The sequence below is a fragment of the uncultured Lacinutrix sp. genome (assembly GCF_947500325.1).
Lineage (GTDB): Bacteria > Bacteroidota > Bacteroidia > Flavobacteriales > Flavobacteriaceae > Lacinutrix.
Genome location: NZ_CANMRQ010000010.1, coordinates 78,826 through 92,513, shown reverse-complemented (window position 1 = coordinate 92,513; position 13,688 = coordinate 78,826). Strand labels below are relative to the sequence as shown.

Below are 13,688 nucleotides of genomic sequence, written 5' to 3'. Positions count from 1 at the left end.
GGGATACATGACCCATAAGAGTCAGCGACCCCTTTGGTTCTATTTTTAATAATGGATAATATTTTAATTTAATTTTAGACAAATAGTATTTTTCCTTTCTTATCATTGCTATAATTTACTGACTTTCACGCACTAGTGATAAGTTAAACTATAATTTTAAATCTCAATTTTATGAAAAAAAAATTACTCTTGTTTATTATTCTTGCACTATCATTTAAGCATTCAGGAACAGCACAATCTTCCTGCATTCAAACACAAGTGAGCAATAACTTTGAAGATGGGATACCCATACCGATTGGAGCAACTGATATTTTCGCCGATGACCTTATAGTATCTGCCAATGTTTCTAATTTTGAATTGCAGACAATTATAACAAACATTTGGGTTAATGGCGGTGTTGATGTTGTAAATGTAACTATTTATGAGGATAGTGGTAATGAGCAACCTGGCGCAGAATTAATGCCAACCATACAAAACATAGTACCCACCACTCAAGTTTTGTTAGGAAGTAGTACGTTTGGTACTGAAATTTATGAAGTAGTAATTGATTTACCAGTACCCATACAATTATCAGGTTCTGGGCAAGAAAAATTATATTGGGTGTCTTTACAAGCCGCCCCAATAAATTCAGGCGTAGCAATTTTTTTAGGTCGAACGTCTGTCAATCCAATAAATAAATTTACATCTAGAAGTATTAATGGTGAACCTTGGTATGATATTGGCACTACCGATGGAGTTATTTCGTTTTCTGGTGAGTGCACAGAAATTACCGGTTGTTTAGCTCCAGAAAATATAGAGCTTAGCAATATTACAGATGACAATTCAGATGTAAGTTGGGATGATTTACCATCAGCGATAGAAGGTTTTCTAGTTGAAGTGTACATCCAAGGAGAAGACCCAATGACTGCTACTCCTTTATTTTCTGAAAGTTTACCAGCAGGTTCAGTAATGACTACCATAACTGGAACAGAGATAGGAATGTCCTACGATGTATATATAACAGCCAATTGTGGAGGAGGAAATTTTTCTATTCCTCAATTAATAACGTATATGACATCAGCATTACCTCCTTCATGTGGAGATGAGTTTTATGATACTGGGGGTATTGGAGAGGATTATTCTAATAATGAAGACTATTCACACTTAATACAACCAGATTCTCCAGATAATAATGTTACGATCACATTTTCACTTGTGGAAATAGAAGAAGATTATGATATTTTAAGGGTCTATGACGGTGATGATGCAACTGCGCCAGAATTGTCAGACCCAATTACAGGTGTTACCGCTCCAGGAGAGTACTCGTCCTCTGTTTCTGGAGGAAATTTATTTGTGACTTTTACATCAGATGCATCTATTGATTTTGCAGGATGGGAAGCTGTAATAACGTGTGAAGAATTATTATCCAATGACAGTTTTTTGTTATCGCCTAAAGTAACGTTACACCCTAATCCAGCTTCAGATTTTATAATCTTGAGTTTAACAGAAGGATTAGAGATAGAAGGCTACAGTATTTATGATTTTCAGGGAAGAAAAATCATTGCAGTTCCTTCTTTAGAAAACGGGAAACTGGATGTTTCAAGTTTAGCGAGAGGAATGTATTTCTTAAATATGAAAACCAATGCTGGGGTCTACATTGAAAAGTTTATTTTAGAGTAATTTTGAGGATAGAATCTATATAATAAAGGGTTAATGGTGATACCCCGATATAATTTTTATGTAAACTTAAAGACCAAGGTTAACCGATTTAGATTTAGTTAGATAGTCAAAACTCTCACTTAATTATCTGACTCTTGAGATTTGCAAATACATAATGTGTTGAAATTCAATATTTTGAATTTTTGTTTTCTCATAACCCGAAGGTCACTGGTTCGAGTCCAGTTCCCGCTACTACTAGATAAAAGGCTTTCAATTAATTGAAAGCCTTTTTTATTTCCCTTAAACATATCTAAAACAAAATTAATTTTGACTATTAAATTTTGTTATATAGAATACTTACCTTTAAGATATTCTTGAAAGAAACTCCTAATCATCCTAGAGTTTTTCTTTTGAAGTATGAACAATATGATTACCCTAAAATAAATTATTTGAAATTTGTAAATAAACTCTATGCTAAGTGAAGAACGATTAAATTATTTCTTGAAAACCTCTTATAAAGATATAAAAGAGCAAGAGTATAATGATTTGGTGAATAATTACTTTAGAGTAAAAAAAGATGATTGGTACCAAATAAAGTATAGTATACATAGAAATGGAGAATATAAAGATTGGGGATATTCATATAGTATACCTCCAAGTAAAATAACAGTTTTTTGGCAATTAATTAGACTTCATTGTATCCCAAATAGTATAAATAATGAGGCATTTGATTTTTCGAGTTTTATATTTCCTACATCTCAAGGGACTGGTGATTTTTGGGATGAAAATGATAAAAAAGAGTTTAAATTTAAAACCACTTTTTTAGATGCAATTTTTTTAGACGAAATTGATTTTTTAGATACAATTTTTTTGAAAGAGGTAAATTTTACGAATACAACTTTTTCAAGTCAAGCAAAGTTTAATAATTCCATTTTTTTTGGAAAAACATATTTTTTAAGAACGAAATTTATTAGTCATATTAGTTTTGAATATGTGAAATTTTCAGCAGAGCAAGAAACAGTTTTTGAAGACTGTAGTGGTAGTGATTCTCTTTCAAATAAAGTTATATTTAATTTTAATTTTTCTAAACTAAATGAAAATGTTCTCTTTAGGAGAATTCATTTTCACTATACATCTTTTTTTCAAGCAACTGTTAAAAATACTGTATTTGAGGAGTGTTATTGGAAAGGAAATAATCGAATAATTTTTCACGGTACTATACCTAAAGGGATGAGTTTGTTTAATTTTTATTCATCTACAGAAGAACGATACAGACAAATAAAAGTTGCATATAAAAAGTTGGAAGATTGGGAAAAGTCTGGCAAAGCTTATGTAAGTGAAATGTATATTAAGCAATGGCGGATTCTTTTTCAAATTTTTGGACCAACCGGAGCCGAATTAATATTTCCAAATACTTGGTACAGAGTATTGGCATTCCCGTTTATTAAAACTATAGAGTTTTTAATACATGCATTCTATGGATTGTTTTCTGGATATACTCAAAGTATTACTAAACCTATAGTTTGGTATTCTTTATTCTCTTTTTTTATATTTCCATTTATATATTCTGATTGTTCTATTAGTAGTTTTTTTTCCTGTAATGTCCAGGAAAATTGGAGAAGCAGCATTTTTAATTCCCTTCCATTTTTTAAGATTAATGTTAGTATAATAAATGAAGATTTTTGGGTGTTAATTTTTCAAAAAATACTCAGTACTATATTAATTACGTTTTTTATTCTTGCTTTGCGTAAACGCTTTAAGCAGTAGAATTAGATTTCTTAGTGGTTTTGTTGTCCTTTATTAACGATAAATTTAACGCTATTAAATCATAGAATTCATTCATTACGACTTTATAAAGAGTTTAAAAGGATTGATGAATGATTTTTTATAAAAATATAATTTTGGTATATAGTTGTTTATTAAATAAACAAAAATTTCTTATCCAAGAATTGATATTTTTCATAGTATTTTTTCGAATGCCATTTTTATCTAGCAGATTATTTTTGTTTTCCTAATAGGTGTATATTTTCTATCTTGTAGACGATTAACTTTTTAATAAAGACTTTTGAGGAAAAATAACAATAAGGCTTTTGTATGGGTGCTATATTTTATGATACCATTTGTACTAGTATTATTTTATAAATATATATCTAAAGAAGCAAAAGAAAATTACATAACTGTAGATAATATAAGTACAACAGGTTTAAATCAAGATCAGAAATTACCTGAAGTAATAGATTATATTTTTGATGTAAAACCTATCTTATCAGATCGCTGTTACCTTTGTCATGGCCCTGATGAAGGTACGCGAGAGGCTAATTTAAGATTAGACATCAAAGAAGATGCTTATGCAGCTATTGGAACAAACATGAATAAATTTGCTATCGTTCCGGGAGATACACTTTCTAGTCAACTCGTTTTTCGAATAAATACTACAGACAGGACAAAACTAATGCCTCCAGAAGACTCTAATTTAAGTTTAAGTGATTATGAGAAGAAAGTGTTAACAAAATGGGTAGAACAAGGAGCTGTTTGGAAGGAACATTGGGCATTTGTAGCGCCTGAAAAAAAAGATATTCCTAAAACAAATAATATAAGTCTCGTTGCGAATGAGATAGATAACTTTATTATAGAAAAATTAGAAAAACAAGGTTTATCTCTGTCCGAAAAGGCAAGCAAAGAAAAATTGATTAGACGTGTGTATTTTGACTTAACAGGTTTGCCTCCCAACCTTAAAGCAATAGATGAGTTTATTAATGATAATAGACCTAATGCATATGAGGTAGTCGTTGATAGTTTGTTAAACTCTACCAGATATGGAGAACACATGACAACAAGTTGGTTGGACATTGCTAGGTATTCAGATACGCATGGTTATCAAGATGATCTAGAACGTGTCATGTGGCCATGGAGAGATTGGGTAATAAGTGCTTTTAATAGAAATATGCCTTATAATGAGTTTGTTAAATGGCAGCTAGCTGGTGATTTAATGCCCAATGCTACCCTAGAACAAATTGTAGCTACGGGTTTTAATAGAAATCATAAAATAACACAAGAAGGTGGAGTTATCGACGAAGAATATCGTGTAGAATATGTTTTAGATAGAACTAATACGGTTTCTAAATCCTTATTGGGTTTAACAATGGAGTGTGCTCAATGTCACGATCATAAATACGACCCTATATCACAAAAAGAATATTTTAGTTTTTATAGTTTCTTTAATAAAGTTAAGGAAAAAGGTAGAATGGATTATGGTGAAATTCCAGAACCAAATATTAAAATAACGCAAAAGGAAATTAATAATGTATTATCGTTTATAAATAAACCAGATTCTATTCCTGAAATAAATTTAATGGTAATGAAAGATGATGCGCCAAAACGTAAGACGTTTGTCTTAAAAAGAGGTGCTTATGATGCTTATGGAGAAGAGGTACAGCCGGGAACGCCAAAGGCTGTATTATCTTTTGATAATTTTCAGAATAATAGATTAGGTTTAGCGAATTGGCTTTTCGATGAAAAAAACACCTTAACTGCTAGAGTAGCGGTCAATAGATTATGGCAACAAATTTTTGGTACTGGAATAGTGGCATCAAGTTCAGATTTTGGAAATCAAGGCGCTTTGCCATCGCATCCTGAACTTTTAGATTGGTTAGCTATTACTTTTAGAGAAGAAGGCTGGAATATTAAAAAAATGGTAAAACGAATGGTGATGTCTAATACCTATAGACAAACATCAAAAACAAGCCCTGAACTATTAGAAATTGATCCTTATAATAAATGGTTAGCGAGAAGTTCTCGTAATAAACTAACAGCAGAAATGATTAGAGACAATGCGCTTGCAGTAAGTGGTCTTTTAGTAGAAAAAATTGGAGGACCAAGTGTAAAACCATACCAACCTAAAGGGCTTTGGGCAGAAACAACTTCTGGTCAAGGACTTACTAAATATATTATGGATACTGGAGAAAATGTATATAGACGAAGTTTATATACGTTTTGGAAACGTACAGTTCCACCGCCATCTATGATGACTTTTGATGCAGCTACTAGGGATTATTGTACTGTTGAAAGACAAAAAACGAGTACACCATTACAAGCTTTAGTAATGTTAAATGATCCCCAACTTATAGAGGCAGCTAACACTTTAGCTAATCAAGTATTAAAAAATAAAAATCTTACAGATCAAGAGCGTATAAAAACTATCTTTAGGAAAATTACTTCTCGACAACCTGATGATTCTGAAGTTGAGAATCTATTACGTTTTTTAAATGCATCTGAAGAAGGTTTTAATGAGGCTGAAAAAGAAGAGTTTAAAGGCGATGAAAATCTTTTAATAGAAGGAGTTGTATTGAGTAAAATATATGCTTACGGAGTCTTAACTAGTTTGATTTTTAATTTAGATGAAGCTATTGTAAAAGGATAATATAATGGAAGAAGAAGTATCAAAACACTTTCTTAATAATAACAGAAGGCATTTTCTCAAAAAATTGAGCCTAGGTATTGGTGGATTGGCAGCTGCATCTATGTTAGATCCATTTTCATCATTAGTTGAAGCAACAGACTCTCCTTTAAAAGGAATGAATTTGCCTCATTTTGCACCAAAAGCGAAACGCGTTATTTACTTATTTCAAAGTGGTGGTCCATCACAATTAGAATTATTTGATTATAAGCCATTACTAGATAAAATGAGAGGTCAAGATTTACCGGATTCTGTTAGGAAAGGACAACGCTTAACAGGTATGACTTCAGGACAAGATAGCTTTCCTTTGGTTGGTAGCCAGTTTAAATTTAATCAATACGGAGAATCTAGAGCTTGGGTAAGTGATTTAATGCCTTATACTGCAAAAATTGTAGACGAATTATGCTTTGTAAAATCAATGCATACAGAAGCCATTAATCACGATCCAGCCATTACCTTTTTTCAAACAGGTTCTCAACAGGCTGGTAGGCCAAGTATTGGGTCTTGGATGAGTTATGGCTTAGGAAGCTTAAATGAAAACTTACCAACATTTACGGTATTATTGTCTAGAGGAACTGGAAGACCTTTATCACAACCATTATATTCTAGACTTTGGGGAAATGGATTTTTAAGTTCATTACATCAAGGAGTACAATTTCGTTCAGGTAAAGATCCTGTGTTGTATCTAAAAGACCCTGAAGGCATGACACGTTCTGAAAGAAGAAATATGTTAGATCATATTAGTAAGTTAAATGAAAAACAAGAACAGGAGTTTGGAGACCCAGAAATTAATAGTAGAATAGCTCAGTATGAAATGGCTTATAGAATGCAAACTTCTGTTCCAGAGACTATGAATATTGAAGACGAACCAGACCATATAATTCAAATGTATGGAGCAGATGCAGCTGTACCAGGAACCTATGCTGCTAATTGTTTGTTAGCAAGACGTTTGGTAGAGAAAGATGTTAGGTTTGTTCAACTCTACCATATGGGATGGGATCAACATGAGAATTTACCGTCTCAAATAGAAAAACAAGCTAAAGATATAGATCAAGCTACAGCGGCATTAATTATGGATCTAAAACAACGTGGCTTATTAGAGGATACTTTAGTAGTTTGGGGTGGAGAATTTGGCCGTACAAATTATAGCCAAGGCACACTTACAAAAACAAATTACGGAAGAGATCATCATCCAAAATGCTTTACAATGTTTATGGCTGGAGGAGGCGTAAAACCAGGTTTTTCTTATGGAGAAACAGACGATTTTGGTTACAATATTGTTAAAGATCCTGTTCATGTACACGATCTGCAAGCTACAATGATGCATTTAATGGGAGTAGATCATACAAAATTCACATACAAACATCAAGGCAGACGATTTAGATTAACAGATGTTTCTGGACATGTGGTAAAAGACCTTTTAAGTTAATAGAATGAGTCGTAGAAAATTTTTAAAACAATCGTCTTGTGCTACTTTAGGATTATTGACATTTCCTGTATATAGCTCTGCTTTTTCTTTTAATGATTCTAAAGATGTTATTGTTGGTCATAATTCTCATAAATATAAAGTCAATTTAAATTGGGGGAATTTAAATCCATCCCAAACGCCTGTAAATGATTGTCATGAAATGGTACAGGACTCAAAAGGGCGCATTGTTTTATTGACTAATCATGTAAAAAACAATGTTATTATATATGATAAATCAGGAAAGTTAATTGAAACTTGGGGAACAGAATATCCCGGAGCTCACGGCTTAACTTTAGTTAAAGAAAACGGTACAGATTTTTTGCTAATTACAGATTACGAACGTCATCAAATTATTAAAACCACAATAGATGGTAAAGTTGTTTTTACGATAGATTGTCCCCTAGAAACTGGAAAGTATAATTCTAAAGACGAATTTAAACCTACAGAAACTACTGTGGTTGCCAATGGTGATATTTATGTTGCAGATGGTTATGGGAAACAACATATTATTCATTATAATGATAAAGGAGAATTGCTTAATGTTTTTGGAGGTCAAGGAAAAGCTGATGGGCAATTTTTAAATGCCCATGGTATTTGTTATGATGATAGGGATAAAAAGAATCCTTCTTTATTGGTTTCTGCTAGAGAATTAAATCAATTAAAACGATTTGATTTAAAAGGTCAATTTATAGAAAAAATAGATGTTCCTGGCGCACTAATTTGTCGACCAGTTATTCATAAAAAAGATCTTTATTTTGCCGTATTACGTTCTAAAAACGCTTTAAATCCTGATTCTGGATTTATATTAATTATGAATGAAAACAATGAAGTCGTTTCGTGTCCTGGAGCTACGTCTCCTTCATATAAAAATTATAAATTAAAAGAGTTGTATCAAACCATCCGATTATTTCAACATCCTCATGATGTTTGTATAGATGATGATGAAAATATGTATGTAGCGCAATGGAATTCTGGGAGAACATACCCCATAAAACTAACAAGAATATGAGGTGTACTATATTAATTGTGGTTTTATTATTTATTGGATGCGCTAAAAACAAAAAGAATGTTTATCTACAAGAGCAACAAATTAGTCTTGCCCAACCAAGAGTAAATGTAACTTCAACAATAATAGATTCATCAGTTGTGGCAACAGCCAATTTGGATATGGAAAATGTTGATATATATTATACAAATGATGGTACAAAACCCAATCAAAAATCTTTAATGTATAATACACCTCTTAAAATAAAAGAACAAGGTAATTATAAGTTTAGAGCATTTCATCCAGATTGGAAACCAAGTGCAGTGACTAAATTAAAATTATATAAAAAAGGATATAGACCTAATAAAATAGATTGGGAAACTAATATAACTACAACCTATCCAGGAATTGGTGAGGCAACAGTTGTAAACCAAAAAAAAGGGAGTTTAAATTTTAGAGATAAACAGTGGTTTGGTTCTGATTCTATTGTTAAAGCCACAGTTAATTTTAAGGAGAAAACATATGTAGAAAGCATGATTATTGGCTATTTAGTAGATACTAAATCATGGATTTTTTCCCCAAGTCAAGTTATTTTATGTTTTTCTAAAACAGATAGTATAACCATTAACTTAGAGAAACTAAAAGCAAAGGATTTAAGAGAATTAAATGATATAGAGATTAGAATTAACAAAACAATAGACTCAATAAACATAACTGTGGTAAACACAATAGAACTACCAGAATGGCATCCTGGAAAAGGTTCAAAAGCGTGGTTGTTTATGGATGAATGGATTTTTAATTAATGAAAGAAAATAATCAATTATATAAGAGTATATTTCTAATACTTATTTTGGTGTTTGGAGTGGCAACATTGTATGCTATTAAAACAGATGAAGCTCCTAGATTTATTTTGTTTTTAGGACGTTTTCATCCCTTGTTACTCCATTTGCCTATAGGTGCTTTAGTCGTTACTTTTTTTATTGATATTTTAAGCCGTTTTCAAAAGAACTATCCCGAAATAACTGTAAGAAATTTATTTGGTTTTATAGCGGTATTTTCAATTATAACATGTTTTTTAGGTTATTTTTTATCGTTGGAAGATGGTTATAATAAAGACACTTTAGATCTTCATTTTTACACAGGAATAGGGACAGCAATAGTGTCTTGTTTTCTTTTTTTAATGAGCTTAAAACCAGATTTTAAATCAAATAAATTATTTCTCCCACTATTTATAATTGCACTAGTATGTATTAGTGTTGCTGGGCATTATGGAAGTGTTTTGACTCATGGAGATAATTTTATAACAGAATACGCAAGTGCTCCGGAAAAAGAAAAGACTATAGAGATTGTAGATAGTTTAAGACTTTATGAGGATGTTGTGGCAAAAATATTAGATGCTAAATGTATTCAATGTCACAATACTACCAAGCAAAAAGGAGAATTAGCATTACTTTCTAAAGCGCATATTTTAAACGGAGGAGTAAGTGGAGTAAGTGCTATTGCAGGTAATGCTTCAGAGAGTTTGTTGTATTCAAGACTATTGTTACCTATTACAGATGAAAAGCATATGCCTCCTGAAGGTAAAGAACAATTAACTAAAGATGAAATATGGCTTGTTGAACATTGGATAAATGAAGGACTTGATTTTGAAAATTATGTAGCTAATACATCTGAAAACATAGAGCTTAGAAAGAAGTTAGAAAAATATCTTGTTTTTGATACAATAGAAATACCAAAAGCATCGAAAGATGATATTGAAGAAGTGAAGTTAGCTGGTTTTAGAATTATTGAATTAGTACCGGGAGAAGCAGATCTTAATGTAAAACTTTTAAAAGCAAAACCTACTGAAGACATAATTGATAAACTTTCAGTATTAAATGAGCAAATAGTCGAATTAGATCTTAGCAATATGGCAGTAACTGATGCTATGACTAGTGTTTTTAAAAAGTTTAAAAACTTAAAATCATTACGATTAAATGGAACTAAAATATCTGATGTATCACTTAAGTATATTAAGGATTTAAAAAACTTAGAAACATTAAATATATATAATACAAATGTTTCTAATCAAGGCCTTTCGGAGTTGTTAAAAACTATTAAGCCAAAAACTATTTATGCATGGAAAACAAAAGTAGATAAAGAAACGGCAATACAATTAGAGAAAGAATATGATGTTGATATACAAAACACTATAGTTGATGGTTTTATAAAAAAGAGCCAATTGGAAAAACCTGTAGTAAGCCCAAATAAAACACTCTTTACAGATACTATTCATATAAATATAAGAAGTAGAATTAAAGGTGTTGATATTCGTTACACTTTAAACGGGAAAATACCAGATTCTACTTCTAAAATATACAATGGTGAAATTATTCTTGAAGCTTCTAAAATATTAAAAATAGCTTCCTTTAAAAAGGGTTGGTTACCTAGTGAAATTTTAGAAAGAGAACTTACTAAAGTAGATAATAGAGTCGAAAAATTTGTTATGAAAACTAAGCCAGATGAGAGGTATCCAGATAGTAATAAGCTGTTTGATTTAAAAGAAGGGAGTCTGGATTTTAAAGATGGACAATGGGTAGGTTATTTTGGTACAAGTTTGAATACGACTATAGATTTAGGAGCCATTAAAACAATTAATAATATTTCGTTTAATTGCTTGGAAGATGTAGGTAGTTGGATTTTATACCCCACAGATTTTATAGTTTATGCTTCAAATTATAAAAACAAAGACTTTAAAAAAATAGGTGAATTAGATATTAAAAGGCAAGGACAAGGAGGTGAGCCAGAATTAAAAAAAGTGACCTTAAAGTTGCCTGAGACTAAAACACGATACTTAAAATTACGTATTAAAAATCATGAAAAATTACCAGCTTGGCATCCAAGTGCTGGAAATCCTTCTTGGCTTTTTGTAGATGAAATATATTTGTGGTAATAACTATGGAAAGAAAGTTGCTTTTTAAAGATAAATTAACAAAATTAGAACTTACTCTTAATCAAGATAAGTGGTTAAACTATAAAGATATCTTAACTTTAAAAAAAACAGACAGTAAAATTTTATTCGACCTCCTTTTAGAATATGATATTAATTCTATTGAAGTTTATGAGTCTTCTAAAAAAGTAACTCCAATACATATATGGAGATCTATTTGTCAAATTGGAAATATTGAAGATTTCGAAAAATTATTAAAGGTATTAATTGATATAGATAATTTAGATGCGGTTTGGCTACAACTCGATTTTCCTAAGATAACATCAATATATGGTGTAGCAGTGCTTTCCATAATACAGCAAGTATTTGATGATGTTAAAGTTGATGGAGTCTATAAATTATGCTTATTAAATAGTATTAAAAAATTATATCATTTTGATGAGGATTCAAATCAAAAAATAAGAACTATTATAAAAACTTTTTTTGTAAAATACGTAGGTGAACTAGATGAAGAATTTGTGAATTATGTATTACAGATTCTAGTAGGGTTTCAAACCGATGATTTTACAAGTTTATTATTTGAATTAGATGAAAAAGAAATTATAAATTTAAATTTAATACTTCCAGAGATTTTAGACGAACTTATAGAGCAATATTAATATCTGTTTATTAAACTGAGAACTATCTAGAGATGTATTTAGGGAGAGTATTTCTTAGAAATTAATCACATAAAAAAAGTCAGCTATAAAAGCTGACTTTTTTATTTTATGCGATAATTCTTTATTTTAAAGAAATAGGGAATTCAGCAATTGTTGTGTCCCATCCAATTTTTAAGTGTACTGTATTTGCTGAAGCTTCATAAAGAGCAATTGATAAATTTTCAATTTCGTTAGCACTTTTAGTAACCGGTACGCTTACACTTGCAATATCTTTACTAGCATCATAACCATAATTTCCCCAGCCATCTAATTCTGTATTTAATTTTAATGTCCATTCTTTTTCACTTGGAATAATAATAACAGAATAACGTCCAGCTTTAATATTTTTTCCTCCAAATTTAACATCATTGATGAATAATATTTCTGTTGATTCATTTGCACCAACTCTCCATGCTTCTCCAAACTTTAAAAGTTTACCAAATACTTCTCTTCCTTTTTTTGCTGGACGAGAATATGTTATTCTAATTTGTGCTTTTTGAGCTTCTCTTTTAGCAGCATCTTTAGTAAATGTTCTAACTGGAGCTTCAGCAGGATAATAAGAGCGATCCATTGGACTCTTATCCATCTTGGCAAATTTTTGTGCATTTACAGTTGTTCCAATAAATGTTAATGCAATAATCATTAATAAATTTTTCATTGTTGTTTGTTGTTTAAATTAATTATGTTCTCAGTTTTTATTTTAGATAATTCTTTTAGTTTTCCGGCTTCATAAAGCTTAGGAAGTTCTTTTAAAGGTGTCCCAACTTCAGCTTTATAATTTATATAATCTTGAAAAGTAATACCATCAATAACTCTAGTATTATAGGCACTCCTAAAACGAACGCCTCCTTTATTTACTTTATAGTTGTAAGCTATATAATCAATTTTATTATTGTTTTTATTAATCCAATAATAAAATTCATCATCATGATCTTCTCCTCCGTTTTCTTCATTAAAGGTGATTTCTATAATATTATAGTCCTTACTTTTAATATTCGTTTCTCCAATATAAGTTTTATTTACGGCGTTATCATTTAGCTTATTTGGAAGGGTTGCAAAATAAATAACAGAATTTAATGCGGCAGTGTATTTAGAAATATCTTCTTTTGATAATTCAATACGCTTAGAATTTATAGTCCTTGAAAACTTGTTGTTGTCAAGAATGTCTTGTATTAATGTATCTCCTTTTTGTGAATATTTTTCATATTTATAATTTATGCCGTCGTTTTTAAATATGTATTTATTATTTCTAAAAACAAAAGAATATTCGGCACGGTTATATAAATTACCGCCATGTGTAGCTATAGCTTTATTTAAAATAACTTGAGCTTTAGAAAGTTCAGTAGTTTTAGAACTCTTTTCTTTAATATTTTGCTTGACTATTTTTTTGTTTTCTGTATTGCAAGACAGAAAACTAACTAATAAGAAAAAGAATAGTGCTATTTTTTTTATTGACATTATTTGTTATTGATTGTTTTTTTAATATTAAATGTTTGTCGAACTAAATTAGCTAG

Annotated in this window: 10 protein-coding genes; 8 read left to right on the top strand and 2 right to left on the bottom strand. The window is 30.5% G+C overall.

Going from position 1 to position 13,688, the window contains the following annotated elements; all coding sequences use genetic code 11:
* Positions 1-171 precede the first annotated feature (171 nt).
* The 8 genes from Q0997_RS12950 to Q0997_RS12915 all read left to right on the top strand — a co-directional run bounded on the left by Q0997_RS12950 (position 172) and on the right by Q0997_RS12915 (position 12,135).
* Entirely contained in the window at positions 172-1,659 is a 1,488-nt protein-coding gene (locus Q0997_RS12950; RefSeq protein ID WP_299889532.1) for a T9SS type A sorting domain-containing protein, read from the top strand.
* Positions 1,660-2,109: 450 nt separating this feature from the next.
* Positions 2,110-3,405 carry a hypothetical protein gene (locus Q0997_RS12945; protein ID WP_299889530.1) on the top strand — a complete coding sequence of 432 codons (1,296 nt, stop codon included), beginning with the start codon at positions 2,110-2,112 and terminating at the stop codon, positions 3,403-3,405.
* A gap of 343 nt (positions 3,406-3,748) precedes the next feature.
* Positions 3,749-6,058 carry a PSD1 and planctomycete cytochrome C domain-containing protein gene (locus tag Q0997_RS12940; protein ID WP_299889528.1) on the top strand — a complete coding sequence of 770 codons (2,310 nt, stop codon included), beginning with the start codon at positions 3,749-3,751 and terminating at the stop codon, positions 6,056-6,058.
* A gap of 4 nt (positions 6,059-6,062) precedes the next feature.
* Positions 6,063-7,523 (top strand): DUF1501 domain-containing protein, encoded by a 1,461-nt coding sequence (locus Q0997_RS12935; protein ID WP_299889526.1) that lies wholly within the window; start codon positions 6,063-6,065, stop codon positions 7,521-7,523.
* A 4-nt stretch (positions 7,524-7,527) separates the two neighbouring features.
* The gene (locus Q0997_RS12930) at positions 7,528-8,571 is read left to right on the top strand and encodes a 6-bladed beta-propeller (RefSeq protein ID WP_299889524.1); all 1,044 of its coding nucleotides are present in this window, start codon (positions 7,528-7,530) and stop codon (positions 8,569-8,571) included.
* Complete coding sequence (locus tag Q0997_RS12925) at positions 8,568-9,350, top strand: FN3 associated domain-containing protein (RefSeq protein ID WP_299889522.1); 783 nt, start codon at positions 8,568-8,570, stop codon at positions 9,348-9,350. The genes Q0997_RS12930 and Q0997_RS12925 overlap by 4 nt, the downstream gene beginning before the upstream one ends.
* A complete protein-coding gene (locus Q0997_RS12920) occupies positions 9,350-11,479 on the top strand; it encodes a c-type cytochrome domain-containing protein (protein ID WP_299889520.1) in 2,130 nt (709 codons plus the stop codon). Before Q0997_RS12925 ends, Q0997_RS12920 begins: the two co-directional genes overlap by 1 nt.
* Before the next feature lie 5 nt (positions 11,480-11,484).
* Positions 11,485-12,135 (top strand): hypothetical protein, encoded by a 651-nt coding sequence (locus tag Q0997_RS12915; RefSeq protein ID WP_299889518.1) that lies wholly within the window; start codon positions 11,485-11,487, stop codon positions 12,133-12,135.
* A gap of 121 nt (positions 12,136-12,256) precedes the next feature.
* Here the strand turns inward: Q0997_RS12915 and Q0997_RS12910 are convergent, their stop codons facing one another.
* Positions 12,257-12,832 (bottom strand): DUF2911 domain-containing protein, encoded by a 576-nt coding sequence (locus Q0997_RS12910; protein WP_299889516.1) that lies wholly within the window; start codon positions 12,830-12,832, stop codon positions 12,257-12,259.
* On the bottom strand, positions 12,829-13,632 hold the full coding sequence (locus tag Q0997_RS12905; RefSeq protein ID WP_299889514.1) for a DUF6503 family protein: 804 nt from the start codon (positions 13,630-13,632) through the stop codon (positions 12,829-12,831). The genes Q0997_RS12910 and Q0997_RS12905 overlap by 4 nt, the downstream gene beginning before the upstream one ends.
* Positions 13,633-13,688 lie beyond the last annotated feature (56 nt).

Bases quoted from the DNA above. Each gene is read 5' to 3' on its own strand.
- Q0997_RS12925 (WP_299889522.1), top strand. From the start codon at position 8,568: ATGAGGTGTACTATATTAATTGTGGTTTTATTATTTATTGGATGCGCT.
- Q0997_RS12905 (WP_299889514.1), bottom strand. From the start codon at position 13,632: ATGTCAATAAAAAAAATAGCACTATTCTTTTTCTTATTAGTTAGTTTT.
- Q0997_RS12940 (WP_299889528.1), top strand. From the start codon at position 3,749: ATGATACCATTTGTACTAGTATTATTTTATAAATATATATCTAAAGAA.
- Q0997_RS12915 (WP_299889518.1), top strand. From the start codon at position 11,485: ATGGAAAGAAAGTTGCTTTTTAAAGATAAATTAACAAAATTAGAACTT.
- Q0997_RS12950 (WP_299889532.1), top strand. From the start codon at position 172: ATGAAAAAAAAATTACTCTTGTTTATTATTCTTGCACTATCATTTAAG.
- Q0997_RS12910 (WP_299889516.1), bottom strand. From the start codon at position 12,832: ATGAAAAATTTATTAATGATTATTGCATTAACATTTATTGGAACAACT.
- Q0997_RS12935 (WP_299889526.1), top strand. From the start codon at position 6,063: ATGGAAGAAGAAGTATCAAAACACTTTCTTAATAATAACAGAAGGCAT.
- Q0997_RS12930 (WP_299889524.1), top strand. From the start codon at position 7,528: ATGAGTCGTAGAAAATTTTTAAAACAATCGTCTTGTGCTACTTTAGGA.
- Q0997_RS12920 (WP_299889520.1), top strand. From the start codon at position 9,350: ATGAAAGAAAATAATCAATTATATAAGAGTATATTTCTAATACTTATT.
- Q0997_RS12945 (WP_299889530.1), top strand. From the start codon at position 2,110: ATGCTAAGTGAAGAACGATTAAATTATTTCTTGAAAACCTCTTATAAA.